Consider the following 16,017-nt stretch of genomic DNA (forward strand, 5'->3'; position numbering starts at 1 on the left):
GAAGCAACCCGAAAACCAACCTGCGTTGACGTAATTTACGCTCAATAGCGCGATACGTGGCGCTCTCAAACATAAAATTGCGCTATTTCATAGCCTTCAAAGAAAGTCCGGCGATAAGAGATTTAACATAACGTCTTTTTTGGAAGTCGCCGTTTAGTGAAATACGTCCAAATGAGGCAGGATTATCCGCAGAGGAGCGCCGTAAAACTTGCGGTCGCGTTGTCACCCCTACCTGAAAACCAGCTTCCAAAATGGCTTGCTCTTCACGCTTTCCATAGGCTGAGCGCCAACCATAAGGATAAGCGAAGCTTTTAGGGCGATAGCCGCAATAGTGCTCGATCCCTTTGATAGAATCATCAATTTCCTGCTTCAAGCGTGCGTCGCTGATCCGGCGCAAATTCACATGGGTTACGGAGTGAGCACCAATTTTGACGAGTGGATCTTTCGCAAACTGCGATAATTCGGCTTCATCCAAGACGAGATCGCTGACAATCGCCAGAGGATCAATATCGTGGTGCCGCGCCAATTGATCTATCCGGTTAACCGCCTCGTCCTCGTCAGTTAGGTTAACAAAATCGGCAAAACGGTTAAAAGCACGAAGTTTTTCATCGTGTGATTTCGCCTCGACCCTTTCGACCCCCTGCCCGAAATCAAAATTTAAAACATCCTGCTTTTCCAACAATAATCCGCAGGTCTCCCACCAAATCGTGCGGCGCCGCTCTATGAAGCCCATCGTCGGAAAGACAGTGTAAGGGACGTTAAATCGGCGAAAAACTGGGGCAGCATGCTGCATATTATTGCGATAACCGTCATCGAGCGTAAACGCAACGAAGCGGCGTTTTTCACCTTGATTGGCAAGCAATGAAGGAATTTCATGAAGATGAACTGGGATCAAGCCGATCTGCAGGGCAGTTTCTAACGCCTCTGCAAGAAACTCAGGGGTAATGGATAAGATCTTGTTTGGCTGAAATTTAGCTTCCTCATTCGGGCGCACATGATGGAGGGTGAATATAACCGACCCCAAAGTGCTTTGAGCCATAAGGTCGGCAATGCCCGAATAAGCAATCACGTCTAATCCAGCACGGATTGTTGCATATCTTATTTTCTGCCGGGTTAAATCCAAGTCAATCCCTCTGGCACATTTTTATGTCACTTGAATCAATTTCGGTGCAATGTTCATTCACCGCCCCTTGCGGCATCACTTTATAAGCCATTTCGGAATTTGCTAGCGCAAAGCTGCGTCCGAAAGTTTTTCTGGAGCTTTTTTGACTGACAAGCGTTCTTTTTACAACACTTACATAAAATATAATTTTAGGAGAAAGTCATGAGCAAAGAGCAACCGCCCGGTTTTAAAAACAAACATCACCGGGAACATCACACAATTGATCCCACGCCCGGCGACCCGAAGGATCAGCAGGAAAAACCCACCCACGAGCAATCCAATTCGCCCGGAAGTGAGACTAAAAAAGTCCCTTCGGAGCACTATCCCGATCGGTCAAAAGATTGAAAAAACCTTAACGTTTCGCACGCAACGATGGGAGGCTTGTATGTTTGAAAATGGTATGTGGCTGTTTACTATGACTGGCGGCGTCTTAATTTTAGCTGCGGTAATCGTCATCGCAGAACTCCACCAGCGTCGATTAAGCAGAACGGAACAGGCAACGCAAAATCAAAAAGTGCGTGAGCTTTACAGCAAAGATTCCTCGCAGGATAATGAGACTTGATTGGAGCAGACGGAGCGTTTTCGTCAAATGTTTTGCACATTTAAAATTCACTGACGAAGAGACGGTTTCGCCCAAGCTCCGCCTTAGCCCATGGCAAGGTGAAGGCGGCATAAGCGGCCATATTGTCTGGCACAGTCGGCGATCACGTCAGCCTTATCTATGCCGTTACAATCCGCCGGGCATCTTAAAGTCAGACTTTTGTAGCGGGATATAGTCGGAAAGCTTTTTGCTAGTAAACCAGCCTTCTTTCATGCCGACGATCAGAATGGGCGCAGCATATTCAGGCTCTAACAAAAGCTTGGGATTTGCTACAAAATCCACGCAGACAAGTGACAACGCCTTATCGCATAGTTCGCGGAAAACTTTCTCATAGTTTACTTCCCAGGGCTAGCTGCACATCCCATGCCGACACGTTGATGGTATTTCCCTGATGTTATGGGAGAATGATCAAGCGCTTAATCATGCGAAAGCAAAGAAGTGTCAGCCTCAATCCTCACGCAGGGGAGCTTACAGTGTTTTATAGACGGGGGTCAGCTATTGCTAGAGATTCGTTAATCAACAGAAAGGTTAGGTGCTTACTTAAATAATATTTTCGTAGCAATTTTGTAGAATCATTTTCGTTATCCTCGGACGCGAAAATTAGTCATTTGATTAATCTAAATTCTAACGAAAAACGAGTTTCTTTTCATCGCAGCCGCATGCTTTTAATCTATGATTAGATATATACTTTCAACAGATAGACGGCGCACATATCCCACTGTGCGCGGAATATGAGCGCTTCGTCACAATTGTTCAATACGACTTGCAACAGGTCAGTTAAGCCGCAACGTGGAGTATTTTTTTCTTAAGCATAGTTGTCGAGATACTTGGCGTTCGCGGAAGGTAAATAACGTTACAATATTCTTTCAGAAAATCGAACTTTCCTCTCCAATCTTCGCCTATAACAAAAGAATCTATTTTATATTTTCTTACATCTACACTTTTTTGATCCCAATTTTCCTCAGGAAAAACGTAGTCAACGTACTTAAGGGATTCCAAAACAACTTTTCTATTGCTATAATCAAGAACAGATTTCTTATTCTTAATCATATTAAAAGAGTCGCTAGACAGCCCAACATAAAGCTCATCCCCCAGCGCACGTGCGCGCTTTAATAAATTGATATGCCCCGTATGTAAGATATCAAACGTTCCGTAGGTTACGATTCTTTTCACTTAGTAACCTCCAATCAGGGCCTTAACCCGGCTGACGACACGCGCCGCATTTCTGTCACCCTCATAGTCAAAAAAGAGTTTTTTCTTCCACCTAAATGAGGGGTCAGTGTTCTGAAAGTTACGTGAAGACGCATTATTAAGCGAAGCAATGACAGCAGAGAATTCTTTGCAGATATCTCCTGGAAAGCAGAAGTCCAGATCGTAGAACATACCTCGTTCTAAACTCTGATAGCGATCTAAGTCGTAAGCAAAACTTATAAGATGCTTCCCAGTTAAGATATAATCTACGAAACAACTAGAATAGTCGGTGATCAGCGCATCCGAGACCCGAAACAAAATCTCAATATTTGGATAAGTTAACGAAGAAACGTCTAAGATATTCTCCCCGACAAGCTGATTTTTATATGTCTGATGCCTATCTGCCATATGCTCCCGGACTCCAAGAACTGCATTATTCTGTTGCAGCCAATCTGCAAGAGCCGAAAGCTCTGCTTCCGAAAACTTATAACCTGCGCCATTTTGACCGTTACGAAAAGTGGGGCAGAACAGAATCAGCCGACGTCCGCCAACCGATTTACGTAGCCTCAATTCTTCAGCCTGCAGATCCTGAGGCAGCCTATCAAACTCTCGTACAATGAAATCATGGCGAGGTAATCCGGTCATCCATATGTCGTGATAACTCAGCGGATAAAATCCGGACGCCATTGCCAAAGTGTCCACCTTAGAAGAACTGATGACGGCTTTGGATCGACTATGCTCCTTCGCGAGTCTTTCTAAGTTGTCAGCCTGATCTAATGACGCATAACCAATCCTTTTCAGAGGGATACCGTGCCATAAATTGATAAAATGATGATGATCACCTGAAAGAGGGTATCCGATATTGGCCTCGGGTGTATGCTTTATGAAAACAATCTTCGAGCGGAGCAGCAAATCCTGCCCCTCTATACTTTTGAGAGGCCAAATCTCAACGTTCTCTCCACTTACGTTGATATGCTTACTTCTTGTCAATATGACTTTTTTAATATTTGTGTTGGATTTTACCTCCTCAAAAACCGCCCTGTCATTACCTGCAAAGGTATGGTCGTACGCACACACGGGAAAAGCCCACCAATTATCGAACTTGGGTATTTTCTGATCAAGAGAAGCTATTTCAGAGTTCGAACGAATATGCGGATATATAGGTGTGTATTCGCTCGATCGCTTTACCCTGAAATTCCTATATAATTTTTCACTATTCGAAACCCGGTAAAGATTTGATTCAATTTTATCGAGTTTAACCTCAGGAACAATCGAACGAATCCTCTCCTTCCAATCCGACAGGTCAGGAACGAAATAATGGTTTTCAGCGAGAAGATATCTTTTAAGAAAAGGGAACCCCTTTCCTAAAAGTTCAAAAATCGATTCCGTGTAGATCGGGTGAAATGGATAGAGTTCATCTATATATGTGTGGAATTGGTATCCTTGGTGGATCAGCTGGCGGGTGAAACCATTTTCATACTTTCTTATTATAAGCGATTTACTCTTTTGCTTAACAACAGAATTAAGCATCGCTCGAAACAATTTATCTTGTATTACAGATTTACGGTAGACAACAAAGTACGAACCTATATGAAAGTTATATATGTAATCACTTTCAAAGGAATTCAGATGTTTGGACTTAATTTCTTCAAGTGCAATTGGATTAGGAAACCTCTTTTGATCTTCCGCACGCGTTATTGACAGACCTTTGGTGGCCTGCATTCCCCACCAATCGGTCTCAATGCTGTCCATTTTCTGGAAAACACTCTTGAGGGGCCGGAGCAAATAACAACTGTCGTTCGCGAGTATTAGTTCATCGTATTGATCCAGAACTTCCCAACCGACAAGTTCACGAGCCAAACGGGAATACGATCCAAAGTCATATTCACCGTGCCTGATACTCCAAGCACCTTTGACCAAGCCGTCCAATTTGCTCAGTTCTCCCGGTTGCATATCGCAATCGGCGAGGTAGTAAATGTCCGCATACTGGGACAGATCTTTTAGGTACTCAATAACATAGTCATCAACAATTCCGTGCTGGTCATATGCAGCAAAAAGACAAACTCGTTTGATTCTTTGACCGGCTTGATACCGTACTGAGGCTTTACGGAGTTGAATGGGATCGGGTCTTCGAGTTTTATAATCGCGACTTTTCCCAACCAAAACATAATGCAAAAGCGGATCTATTGTGTCCGCTTTTACGTTCAAATATTGTAGGCAATACCACCAAGAGTCGAACTCCGGATTAGGACGCCGAAGTTCACTCCATCCATGCTTACAATAATGCACTAGAGGGTTTATACCGGCTGCAGCAACGTCTGGATTATGTCGCAGATAAAAATCTTTATCAAAATAGGGATAAATGGCAGCCATGTGCAATTCGAGCGATATATCGCCGATCGGCAGGACCTCAATACCTTTGGCCACTAGGTCATCGAGAGTGTTAAATATATTCTCATTAACATCTGCCCGTCCTGACATATGCTGAGAAAGTAAATATTGCTTGAGTGCTCCGACGTGATCAGTAACAGCTGATGGAAAAAAATCACGATACTTACTTTTATTAGATGACGCTAACGCATTTGATGGCAACACTCTCCTGCCTTCACGCCTACCATACTTTAAATAATGGTAAAATGGATTGAGCTTGGAATTAGCCACGTCTGGATTTTGTTTAATGTATCCTTTGGTGGAGAACCACGGAGCAGGATCACGCCCCTCGGCATAACCATGCAATATATAGTGCACAAATGGATCGACCCCGGCCTCGCACACATCTGTGTTAATCCGTTTATAAAACTCCCGATCAATGTGGAGCCCAACCTCCTTGTTCTTCCATAATTCCTTAATTTTTCCTACTTTATTTCGCAAACGCATATGGTACCCGGCAATATATAAAACACTTTTGGGTCCGGCTATACTATTCGATTTAGGCCAATTAGGGCGTTTTCGTATCAAAAATATGTCAATTACAGTTGATATGGCATGTGTGGCATACTAGTCGCATAAGTCTGCGGGCTAAAGCACGCTAAATACGCGAACACATCAACGTTTTGGCACTCTCCCGCTTTGCACCAGATATCAGCTGGTAGACGACCAGGCCTCCAACGCTTGCAACCTGCCGCCTCTGAAACGGTAGAACAAGCATAGCCTACAACGGTTGAGCCGCCATCGTAACCTTGTTGGCATCAAAAAAGATGGGTTCGTTATGATAAATATTAGCCGTAAGGATTAGTTGTGAAAGCGTAAATTCGGCGATCTGTTCGGCATCCGAAGGTTTTTCGAAGGGACGACCAAGAGCACCACTTTGGTAAGTCCTCCGTTTTTAACCCTCCATAATGACAACTGAGCAAAAAGCCGCCCCAGTGGACGGCTTGTGTCGTCAGTTTAATAACGTGTGAAACATAGTTAAGGAGCCTCGATGAGCGTTAGCCCGCTTTTTATGCAGGAAAGGCCGAAGATTCTTTCCAGTGCGTGGGCTAACGTTCCGTCCAACTGCCCACATTCGCCCTCAAAGTCACAAAGCGATAGATCAGGGAAGGAATTCTCAGATGCTATTACCTTCTGAAAGCCACTGCTCGCCTTTCGAACAAGCGTATCGTACCAGTTGTGTATTCAGTTGAACTTATACGGTTAAACGTACGACCTTTTATCCTATGTAAAGCCATACGGTCACCGCTGCCTCTGTTTGTGATCTGAATGTCAGCATCGCCAATGTTTTTTCAAAATTAAGCACCTATAACGTTAACACCAAAGGCGCCCTCATCACACGCGCCGAAAGTTTCACGTGGTCAGATTGAAAAAGTAGCGACCTGTAGGAGAGTTACCCTAGACCTAACCGGTGAAGTTTAAGGCTCAAAGGTGCGATCGCTTGTTACATTCCCCGCCCACAAGCCATTGACGTTCTTGGCCTAGTCAATGCGATCATAATTCCTAAAAAAGCTGTCACGGTTAGTATGCCGCTGCAACATCACTTCGCCTCAACATCACTAATTTAGCGATTATGACTAATCAACAGGAACGTCAATACCAAGCCTATCTGTCGAACTTGCCCGAATGTTTGAGAACTGCAGCGATGCGCTAACCGAAGCACCGTTGTTCGGAAGCCACTTGTCTCATTACTTTACGAATAAGCGCATCATTAGGCCGCTTACGACGATAACGCACACTTGATCGATCAATGCATAAAACGGCATACGCCGACGCTGGCTTACAGCATATACTTGGCGGAGATGAGCAACTGCATCTCGTCTCGCCCCGGGTGTTACCATTTTTTACAGCAACCTTCAAAATGGCATTGACGAGCATCGTCTCAGCAAGGAGCTTCTTCAATTTGGAATTTTTTTCTTCTTCCAATGCCTTCAGTTTACGCGCATCGGAAGCAACCGAATTACCTACCAAACTGGGCTTTGTATCTGTAAAGGCTGGCGCTGCTAATCCCATATTAGCGTCATATTTGGGCAGCCGGCGTTCCCGCTTCCTGCTCTTTAATCATTCTGACTATTTGTTCTTCTGAAGACCGTTAGCGCTTCATTATTCATCTCCTACCAGGATTGAACTCTACCAAAATCTGAAAAAGTTTGAAGGACTCAGCTCACTAATAGCCATGAACCCACTCGTCAATGAGAGCAAGACACAGCAAAAAAGTCATATAATGAAATCAATTGGCTGGGGAACTTGGATTCGAACCAAGACTAACGGAGTCAGAGTCCGTCGTTCTACCATTAAACTATTCCCCAGCAAAGATGACGCTCAATCAGTCATCCAGCATCGCGGCCATGTTTTCCGCAGCGAGCGGCTTTCATCTAGCGATTCTAGGATATGAAGGCAAGCCCTTTTAAGAAAATAATCGTAAGAAATTCAAATCTTATGTCAACGATATGAAATTTCTGGGCATCCTTTAAAGCCCTCAACAAAAATCGACCAGTTGCGTTATGGGATCTCCGTCCATGAACAATTGCCCGGTCCACCCATCGACGCTGGAAAAAATCAGGACGCGCTCCCTCAAACGGCGTAGTTCTCTTTTCATCCTGCTCGGGGCGTCTAGTCATGCATTTCTTTCCCAAAGGCTGCGGCGCGTTCGCAACAATGAATTGCTGCCCATCCCGTGATGTGCATAATGTGGCAGCGGCATTGTGAGCAGTTGATCAGCCGCTACGGGGGCTGGCCAATAGCAGGATGAGCATGGGTTCCGATTCGACACCGACCGTCGCTGCGTCAAACGTAGCTGAATTTAGCGTTTCCGAAATCTCTGGCGCGCTTAAACGCACGGTTGAGAATGCGTTTTCACATATTCGCGTGCGCGGCGAAATTTCTGGCTATCGTGGTCCGCACTCTTCTGGGCACGCTTACTTCGCGCTCAAAGATGATCGTGCCCGCTTGGAGGCCGTAATCTGGCGCGGTTCGATGAACCGATTGCGCTTCCGTCCTGAAGAGGGAATGGAAGTAATCGCCACCGGCAAGCTCACGACCTATCCGGGTTCTTCCAAATATCAGATCGTCATTGAGCAGTTGGAGCCCGCAGGCGCGGGCGCACTAATGGCCCTTCTGGAAGAACGAAAACGCCGACTTGCAGCCGAAGGCCTCTTTGATCCAGCCGCAAAACAGCTCCTTCCATTCATGCCCAAGGTGATCGGTGTCGTCACTTCACCGACGGGCGCGGTCATCCGCGATATCATCCACCGGATATCTGACCGTTACCCTCTCCATGTGATTGTCTGGCCCGTGCGCGTTCAAGGCGAAACATCTGGGGCGGAGGTCGCAGCTGCTATTGACGGCTTCAATTCACTTGAACGAACTGGTCATATTCCGCAACCTGACCTCATAATTGTTGCGCGCGGTGGCGGCAGCCTAGAGGATTTATGGGGCTTTAACGATGAAATCGTTGTGCGTTCAGTGGCCGCGTCCCATATTCCGATCATCTCTGCCGTGGGTCATGAGACTGACTGGACATTAATCGACCTTGCTGCTGATGTGCGCGCACCTACCCCGACGGGCGCCGCAGAATTGGCAGTCCCGGTGAAATCAGACTTGCTGGCAACCGTCGCAACGCTATCAGCACGACATTCCGCTGCAATATCGCGTTTTCTTGATATGAAAAGGCAAGCGCATCGGGCTTGTGCGCGCGCTCTGCCTTCCACTGACCAATTGCTTGCCCTGCCTCGCCGTCGCTTTGACGAAGCGGCATCGCGACTTACAAGGGCGCTTTTTGTCAATACTCAGAAAAAACGGGTTCATTTTGAAGGCCACGCCCGTCAACTTTCATCGCGACTGCTTCAGCGACGAATTGAAGAGCACAAGCGTAGCATCAATTTATTTGAACAGCGTTTGCCGCGCGGGTTGGAAGCATTTTTGCGCGAACGTCGTACATCGCTCTCCCATCGTGCCGAGCGCCTCGCATATGAGCCTCTGCTACGTCGTCTGCAAATGGCTAAAACGGAAATTGAACAGCGGGATCGCCGCCGCGATCATGCGATCATCCGTTTGCTAGATCATCGTAAACGACGCAGCCTTGAGCTTGAAAGGTTAATGCGAACACTGTCTTACGAAAGCGTATTAGAGCGCGGTTTTGCAATCGTGCGTGATGCGGAAGGCAAGCCCGTTAAACAGGCTGGCAGCATTTCTCAAGGCGACAAGCTTTCAATCCGCTTCCAAGATGGTGTCATAGACGCTATCGCGGGCCACGACGAAGGACGAACTCGGCCTACTTCCGCACCCAAAACCCCATCAAAACAGCGCTCGCCTAAAATAGATCAAGGTTCGCTATTCTGAATCGAAGCCTTGATGGCTTTAATGAACATCCAAATGCGGTTTAAGCGGCATATCGTCATGAATCGGTACTGTCTGACGCTCAATCATTCGGTGTATCTGAGGCGGTTTATCACCTTTATGCAAGGCAAATAAGCGTTGAGAAACCTCTGCATCTGCCTGGGTCCGGCGTTGATTATGCCGGACATATTCGACCCAAGTCGGCACATGGTAGCTTTCTGTCCAGCTTTCGGGATTTTCCAAATCACGTAATAACGCCCATTGGCGAGCACCATCGCGAATTCGAATACGTCGCCGCAGCGTCATCACTGCGAGAAATTCTGCAACGTCTTCCTGCGCGATTTTGTAATCAACCATAATCATGATCGGACCACTGCGGGAGCGCAAATCAAGTCGCAAAGTAGGCTCGTTAAAATGATTAAGCGGGTCCAGATTAAGCGACTCGAATTCCGGTTGCGGCAAAAAAACGCCAATCAACGCGCCAAATAAAAGCACGGCACCGGCAGCTATCAGTGCGGTAGGAACCGAAAAATCATGGGCCACTACACCCCATAGCCAACTTCCAACAGCCATGCCCCCGAAGGTCGCCGTTTGATAAAGAGCCAATGCTCGGCCCACCACCCATCGCGGTGTAGAAAGCTGCACAGTGACATTAAAAAGTGAAAGCGCAAGCACCCAGGCAACGCCGACAGGCATCAAAAAGAGACAGCCTAGCCAAACATTGGTCGTTACCGACAGCAAAGCGCAGCTAATACCGAATGTAACGAAAGCACCGCGCACGATCCATTCATTGCTGACCATTTCACGTAATCGGGTGCTCGAGAGCGCACCACCAATAGCTCCCAACCCAAAGAAGCCCAGCATAATGCCATAGGTCAGTGCGGTCCCTTGCACCATATCACGCGCAACGAGGGGTAAGAGCGCCAAAACCACCACACCAGCCAAGCCGAAAAGAAAGGCCCGGAACATGACCTTAAGAAGGTTGGGCGACATAGAGGCGTAGCGCAATCCGGCCATCATCGCAGAGCCAAAAGTCTCGCGTGGTAAACTTGATTTGGCTACAACCGGCTTCCATCGCCAAAGCGCAATGATAAGCGTAAAATAGCTTAACGCGTTGAAAAGAAAAGCAAAGGCTGCGCCAGCCGCGGCAACGATCAAGCCGCCAATTGCCGGCCCAATGCTGCGCATCAGATTAAAACTCATACTATTGAGCGCGACCGCCGATGGCAAATCATTACGCGAAACAATATCGCCCATTGATGCTTGCCACGAAGGATTATGCAAAGCCCCGCCGCAACCAATAAGGAAGGTAAAGCCCAGCAACATCCATGGCGATAAAGCGCCCATATAAGTTGAGATCGCCAGAGCAAATGAGACAAGAAGCAGCATAATTTGCGCTGTGAGCATAATACGGCGACGGTCAAAACTATCTGCCAAAGCGCCCGCCGCCACTGAGAAAATCATAACTGGCAGCGTGGTCGATGCCTGAACCAACGCCACCATATCATCGGATTGCGCGATGGTTGCCATCAGCCATCCCGCGCCGACCATTTGCACCAGTCCGCCCAGATTGGATACAAGTGTCGCCAACCATAATCCGCGGAATGTCTTGTTCTGAAATGGTGCGAGAGCAGAAACCCTTTTCGGCATCCGAAAGCCTTCCTCTTCATCTGTTTCTTGCAATGACCTCGCTTGACGAGAATCACATCATCGCAACAACAGAACCCAGAATAAAGCACATCGTGGGCAACTTCTCGAACAAGTCCTGTTCAAGCTTAATATCTGGCCGAAAAATTGGAAGCCGACCCCACATGGGTCGGCTTTTTTAACCTATTCTTTCACTGCGCCTGTCATCGACGAGACGTAGTAATCCACAAAGAAAGAATAAAGGATTACCACCGGTAGCGAGCCAAACAGCGCTCCGGCCATCAAAGCGCCCCATTCGAAAATATCCCCGCGCACCAACTCCGTCAGCACCCCGACCGGCACTGTCTTATTCTCCGACGATTGAATAAAGGTCAGTGCGTAGATGAATTCATTCCACGATAGGGTAAAAGCGAAGATTCCGGCAGAGATCAGCCCTGGAACTGCCAATGGCAGAACGATTTTTGTCAAAATTTGCCAGCGACTTGCCCCATCAACCAACGCACTTTCTTCAAGCTCGAACGGAATTGAGCGGAAATACCCCATCAGCAACCAGGTGCAAAACGGGATAAGGAAAGTCGGATAGGTGAAAATCAACGCCATCCGCGTATCGTAAATTCCGATTTTGAAAACCAGAAACGCCAATGGAATGAAGAGAATCGATGGCGGCACCAAATAGGCCAAAAAGATCAGCAGTCCCACTGACCGTGCGCCGGTGAATCGGATGCGTTCAATAGCATATGCTCCAGCGACCGATGCAATAAGCGAAAGGATCGTTGAAGCGGTTGCCACCAACATCGTGTTCCATAGCCAACCCGGATATGAGGTCTCGAATAACAGATATTTGATGTGTTCGAGCGTGGCGCCCACCACCAAAAATGGGCTGTAATTGCTGTAATCAGTCAACTGGTGGTTGGGCTTTATAGCGGTGACAGTCATCCAATAAAACGGAAACAGCAACACGAAAATAAAGACCGCCAGTGGCAGATAAATAGTTACCACTCGCCGTGGAAGCCGATTGAGATATGACATGCCCTGCGTATCATCGGTCAACGGCGATGTAGCGACACTGTCGTGAGTTTGTAACTTGGTATTCATGCTCATCTCCGTGATCAATCGCCCCCGCCCTGCTGCCATTTACGACGCTGCAAGCCGAAGAAAGAGAACATGATGGCGGCGAGGAGAAAGGGAATCATCGCAACCGCAATCGCCGCCCCCTCGCCCAATTGACCACCGGGAATAGCGCGTTGGAACGACAAAGTCGCCATAAGGTGGGTCGCATTTACCGGACCGCCCTTTGTCAACACGTAAATAAGCTGGAAATCGGTAAAGGTGAACAATACGGAGAACGTCATCACCACGGCAATGATCGGGGTGAGCATCGGTAAAGTCACATAGCGGAAACGCTGCCAGCTCGACGCACCGTCCAGAGATGCCGCTTCCTGAAGTGAAACTGGAATAGTCTGCAATCCTGCCAATAAGGAAATGGCAACGAATGGGATACCGCGCCAAACGTTCGCAGCGATAACTGACGCACGCGCATTTGTCGGATCGCCTAAGAAGTTGATCGGACTATTGATCAATCCCATTTCCATCAATGCCCAGGAAATAATCGAGAATTGGGAATCAAATATCCACCAAAATGCAAGCGCCGATAGCACAGTGGGCACAACCCAAGGCAGAAGAATAATCGCTCGGAAAAAAGATTTGATCGGCAGATTCTCATTGAGAAGCAGTGCAAGCCATAAACCGAGCACGAATTTCAACACTGATGCAACGCTTGTATAAAGGATCGTGTTGAACACAGATAACCAGAAGACGCTATCGTCCCAAAGAAATTCATAATTTTCGAGGCCGACGAAAATCCCGTCCCGTCCGATTGTCGTATCGGTAAAGCCCAGCCAGACGCCCAGCCCAAGCGGATAAGTAAGAAAACAGAGCAAGAATACTGCCGCAGGCAGCATAAAGAAAAATCCCAGCATATTGTGATTGTTCCCCATCCGAGAGAACAAAGAACGCTGCGGCGCGCCCGCACCGGTAGAACTTGTCATTGTCATGGATAGCTTCTCCAGGCAAATGGCTTAAGCTGGGGCGAAAGCATCAACTCTCGCCCCAAAGCCGAAGCGGTTAAACGCGATAATAGCGTTCAGCTCGCTTTTCTGCTGCTGCGATGGCGTCTTCCGGCGACATCGAACCGGTTACCGCAGCCGCGAACATATCCACGAGCACGTAATCTGCCATTACCGCTGCTGATGCATAGCCAAGCGGACCTGCATAACCATTAGGTCGCAATGTTTCCGACGCACGCTGATAAGGTCCGTGAACGGGGCGCTGTTTCCAGACCGGATTATCCGCGAATGCACGCAATGGCTGGCAGCAATAAGCGCTGGAACCTTCAAGCCATGCATTCATCTGGTCAGCTTCCATCATGAATTTGATGTAAGCCTTTGCAGCTTCTGGATATTTGGTGTGATTAAACACCAGTAGTGAACTGGTCTGGTGTAGTTCGACACTCTTGTCCACCGGCCCGATTGGGAAGTTGGTGCTTTGCGTATCTTCCGCTATTTCCTTGAGAGCCGGATCGTTTTCGGCTGCATAGAAAATAGAAACGCCATTTGCTGTCATTGACACCTGTCCGGCCAGATAGGCGCGGTTATTGTTGATATCCAGCCAGCTTTCAGTGCCTGGAATGAAGGTGTCATAGAGTTCCTTGGCATATTTAACGGCTGCTAGCGTCTCCGGTGAGTTGATCGTCACCTTGCCGCTTTCGTCAACCATCTGCCCGCCATGGCTCCAAAGAAGCCAATGGGCATAATTATTGCCATCGCCCACAGCTTTACCATGCGGGAACCCTGCCGGTGTACCATTGGCTTTCAGCGCCTTGCAAAGCTCAAGGAAGCCAGCCGTATCTTGCGGGAACTCGGAAAATCCTGCCTTATTCATCTGGCTTTCGCGATAGACAATCGCGTTGCCGATTGCGGTCAAGGGCATTGCGATGAACTTATCACCGCGGGTCGCATATCCTTTCAGGCCTTCGTAAAAGCCACCATATTTCGCATCGAGATAATTGCCGAGTTCTGTTAGATCAAGAAGCTTATCTGGATATTGGTGTGCGTCGTCGAACCAGCACATTACTATATCCGGGCCAGAACCCACATTCGCGGCCACCGCAGCTTTGGGACGAATATCTTCCCAGCTTTCCTTATCCACACGGACTTCGACGCCAGTTGCTTCAGTGAACTTTTTGGTATTGGCAAGCCACGCGTCTTCATCACCCTTTACAAAAGGAGTCCAACGTAAAAGACGCAGGCTCGCGCCTTCCTCCGGCGTATATTGAGGCTCAGACGCGAATGCCGGGCGAATTCCCAGTCCAGACAGGCTAGACGCGCCTACAAGGCTTGCCGTTCCGGCAAGAAATGTTCTTCTTTTGATGGTCATATGCTCCTCCTCCAAATCCGGGACTTTTTCCCGCTTACATCCGCTGTCCCGTCGGGCGGATGGCTGATTATGATGGGAACCTAATTGAGCACGCCGGCAACTCCTCTTCGCCAGCGAATTCTTTCACATCATACAGTCAATCGTTGCCCGCTTTGCACATCGAATAGATGCACATTGCCGGGATCAATCGAAATAGAAATATTCTCATCTGGCCGGGCGATAACACGCTCCCGGAATACACAGGTGACATCAGCCCCGCCGAGCTTTGTGACAATATGGGTTTCGTAGCCCGTAGGCTCGATCACACTTACCGGAACGGACATACCTTCACTATCCAAACGGATATATTCAGGGCGAAGACCATAGATCAGATCTTTACCTGCCGCGTTGGGATAAGCGTGTGAAAGCGGTAAGCGCGTGCCATCTTCAGCGACAAAAACACGGTTGTCATCCTCTGCCAGCCTGCCTTTAATCATATTCATCGCAGGTGAGCCGATAAATCCAGCAACAAACAGGTTGTTGGGATTATCATAAAGCTCAAGCGGTGAGCCGACCTGTTCAACCTTGCCATCATGCATGACAACAATTTTGTCAGCCATGGTCATAGCTTCGATCTGATCATGCGTAACATAAACAGTCGTGGTTTTCAGCCGATGGTGCAGCTCCTTGATCTCTGCACGCATCGCCACGCGTAATTTCGCATCGAGGTTAGAAAGCGGCTCGTCAAACAGAAATACCTGAGGATCTCGCACAATAGCGCGCCCCATGGCGACACGCTGGCGCTGACCACCCGACAATTGCCGGGGGTAGCGATCCAGCAAATTACTCAGTCCAAGTATCTCGGCTGCATAATTGACCCGTTTGTCAATTTCTGCCTGAGGAGATGAATTAAGCATCAGCGAAAAAGCCATATTTTTCGCTACTGTCATGTGAGGATAAAGAGCGTAATTCTGGAACACCATCGCGATGTCCCGCTCCTTTGGCGGCAGCGTGTTAACGGTCCTTCCGCCGATCCGGATTTCCCCACCCGATATATTTTCAAGCCCCGCCAGCATGCGCAACAAAGTTGATTTACCGCAGCCAGACGGGCCTACTAAAATGACGAATTCACCATCCTCGATGTCGATATCGACACCTTTAATCACGGGGAAATTACCGAAAGATTTCCTTACGTCGGCGAATTGAACCGCAGCCATGCATCCTCCTCCCAGAG

Annotated in this window: 13 protein-coding genes and 1 tRNA gene; 4 read left to right on the forward strand and 10 right to left on the reverse strand. The window is 48.0% G+C overall.

The features are described 5' to 3' along the window. Window positions 1-82 precede the first annotated feature (82 nt). The gene (locus tag C7374_RS06105; protein ID WP_245412592.1) at window positions 83-1,069 is read right to left on the reverse strand and encodes a polysaccharide deacetylase family protein; all 987 of its coding nucleotides are present in this window, start codon (window positions 1,067-1,069) and stop codon (window positions 83-85) included. A gap of 255 nt (window positions 1,070-1,324) precedes the next feature. Here C7374_RS06105 and C7374_RS06110 point away from each other — a divergent pair, with 255 nt between their 5' ends. Next, window positions 1,325-1,507 carry a hypothetical protein gene (locus C7374_RS06110; RefSeq protein ID WP_111574729.1) on the forward strand — a complete coding sequence of 61 codons (183 nt, stop codon included), beginning with the start codon at window positions 1,325-1,327 and terminating at the stop codon, window positions 1,505-1,507. Between the two features lie 40 nt (window positions 1,508-1,547). Further along, entirely contained in the window at window positions 1,548-1,724 is a 177-nt protein-coding gene (locus C7374_RS15885; RefSeq protein WP_158527804.1) for a hypothetical protein, read from the forward strand. A 165-nt stretch (window positions 1,725-1,889) separates the two neighbouring features. Here C7374_RS15885 and C7374_RS15890 read toward each other — a convergent pair whose 3' ends face one another. The 3 genes from C7374_RS15890 to C7374_RS06120 form a co-directional block, all read right to left on the reverse strand. Further along, window positions 1,890-2,060, reverse strand: a complete 171-nt coding sequence (locus C7374_RS15890; protein ID WP_210205082.1) for a hypothetical protein — start codon at window positions 2,058-2,060, stop codon at window positions 1,890-1,892. Between the two features lie 480 nt (window positions 2,061-2,540). Continuing rightward, entirely contained in the window at window positions 2,541-2,936 is a 396-nt protein-coding gene (tagD, locus tag C7374_RS06115) for a glycerol-3-phosphate cytidylyltransferase (RefSeq protein WP_111574730.1), read from the reverse strand. After that, window positions 2,937-5,831 carry a CDP-glycerol glycerophosphotransferase family protein gene (locus C7374_RS06120; protein WP_111574731.1) on the reverse strand — a complete coding sequence of 965 codons (2,895 nt, stop codon included), beginning with the start codon at window positions 5,829-5,831 and terminating at the stop codon, window positions 2,937-2,939. It lies immediately after the preceding gene. A gap of 1,303 nt (window positions 5,832-7,134) precedes the next feature. On the opposite strand from C7374_RS06120, the gene C7374_RS06125 reads away from it, so the two are divergent. Continuing rightward, window positions 7,135-7,470: a hypothetical protein gene (locus C7374_RS06125; RefSeq protein WP_111574732.1), complete on the forward strand. Its 336-nt coding sequence runs from the start codon at window positions 7,135-7,137 to the stop codon at window positions 7,468-7,470. A 149-nt stretch (window positions 7,471-7,619) separates the two neighbouring features. On the opposite strand, the gene C7374_RS06130 is transcribed toward C7374_RS06125, so the two are convergent. Continuing rightward, window positions 7,620-7,693 (reverse strand) — tRNA-Gln (locus C7374_RS06130). 445 nt (window positions 7,694-8,138) lie between these two features. Between C7374_RS06130 and xseA the strand changes: the two genes are divergently transcribed. Continuing rightward, window positions 8,139-9,725, forward strand: a complete 1,587-nt coding sequence (gene xseA / locus C7374_RS06140) for an exodeoxyribonuclease VII large subunit (RefSeq protein ID WP_111574734.1) — start codon at window positions 8,139-8,141, stop codon at window positions 9,723-9,725. 18 nt (window positions 9,726-9,743) lie between these two features. Here xseA and C7374_RS06145 read toward each other — a convergent pair whose 3' ends face one another. The 5 genes from C7374_RS06145 to C7374_RS06165 form a co-directional block, all read right to left on the reverse strand. Then, window positions 9,744-11,372, reverse strand: a complete 1,629-nt coding sequence (locus C7374_RS06145) for an MFS transporter (protein WP_111574735.1) — start codon at window positions 11,370-11,372, stop codon at window positions 9,744-9,746. A gap of 180 nt (window positions 11,373-11,552) precedes the next feature. Beyond that, entirely contained in the window at window positions 11,553-12,470 is a 918-nt protein-coding gene (locus C7374_RS06150) for a carbohydrate ABC transporter permease (RefSeq protein WP_374850000.1), read from the reverse strand. An 8-nt stretch (window positions 12,471-12,478) separates the two neighbouring features. Then, on the reverse strand, window positions 12,479-13,423 hold the full coding sequence (locus C7374_RS06155) for a carbohydrate ABC transporter permease (protein WP_374850002.1): 945 nt from the start codon (window positions 13,421-13,423) through the stop codon (window positions 12,479-12,481). Between the two features lie 70 nt (window positions 13,424-13,493). After that, window positions 13,494-14,804: an ABC transporter substrate-binding protein gene (locus C7374_RS06160; RefSeq protein ID WP_111574737.1), complete on the reverse strand. Its 1,311-nt coding sequence runs from the start codon at window positions 14,802-14,804 to the stop codon at window positions 13,494-13,496. Window positions 14,805-14,932: 128 nt separating this feature from the next. Beyond that, window positions 14,933-16,000, reverse strand: coding sequence for an ABC transporter ATP-binding protein (locus tag C7374_RS06165; protein ID WP_111574738.1), 1,068 nt, complete (start codon window positions 15,998-16,000; stop codon window positions 14,933-14,935). Window positions 16,001-16,017 lie beyond the last annotated feature (17 nt).

Origin of the sequence: Falsochrobactrum ovis, from assembly GCF_003259955.1 — a bacterium.
In the GTDB taxonomy this organism is placed as follows: domain Bacteria; phylum Pseudomonadota; class Alphaproteobacteria; order Rhizobiales; family Rhizobiaceae; genus Brucella; species Brucella ovis_A.

Excerpts from the sequence above, each read along its gene's own strand:
- C7374_RS15885 (WP_158527804.1), top strand. The coding sequence starts at position 1,548 with ATGTTTGAAAATGGTATGTGGCTGTTTACTATGACTGGCGGCGTCTTA.
- C7374_RS06160 (WP_111574737.1), bottom strand. The coding sequence starts at position 14,804 with ATGACCATCAAAAGAAGAACATTTCTTGCCGGAACGGCAAGCCTTGTA.
- C7374_RS06120 (WP_111574731.1), bottom strand. The coding sequence starts at position 5,831 with ATGCGTTTGCGAAATAAAGTAGGAAAAATTAAGGAATTATGGAAGAAC.
- C7374_RS06150 (WP_374850000.1), bottom strand. The coding sequence starts at position 12,470 with ATGAGCATGAATACCAAGTTACAAACTCACGACAGTGTCGCTACATCG.
- xseA (WP_111574734.1), top strand. The coding sequence starts at position 8,139 with ATGGGTTCCGATTCGACACCGACCGTCGCTGCGTCAAACGTAGCTGAA.
- C7374_RS06145 (WP_111574735.1), bottom strand. The coding sequence starts at position 11,372 with ATGCCGAAAAGGGTTTCTGCTCTCGCACCATTTCAGAACAAGACATTC.
- C7374_RS06125 (WP_111574732.1), top strand. The coding sequence starts at position 7,135 with ATGCATAAAACGGCATACGCCGACGCTGGCTTACAGCATATACTTGGC.
- C7374_RS06110 (WP_111574729.1), top strand. The coding sequence starts at position 1,325 with ATGAGCAAAGAGCAACCGCCCGGTTTTAAAAACAAACATCACCGGGAA.
- C7374_RS06165 (WP_111574738.1), bottom strand. The coding sequence starts at position 16,000 with ATGGCTGCGGTTCAATTCGCCGACGTAAGGAAATCTTTCGGTAATTTC.
- C7374_RS06155 (WP_374850002.1), bottom strand. The coding sequence starts at position 13,423 with ATGACAATGACAAGTTCTACCGGTGCGGGCGCGCCGCAGCGTTCTTTG.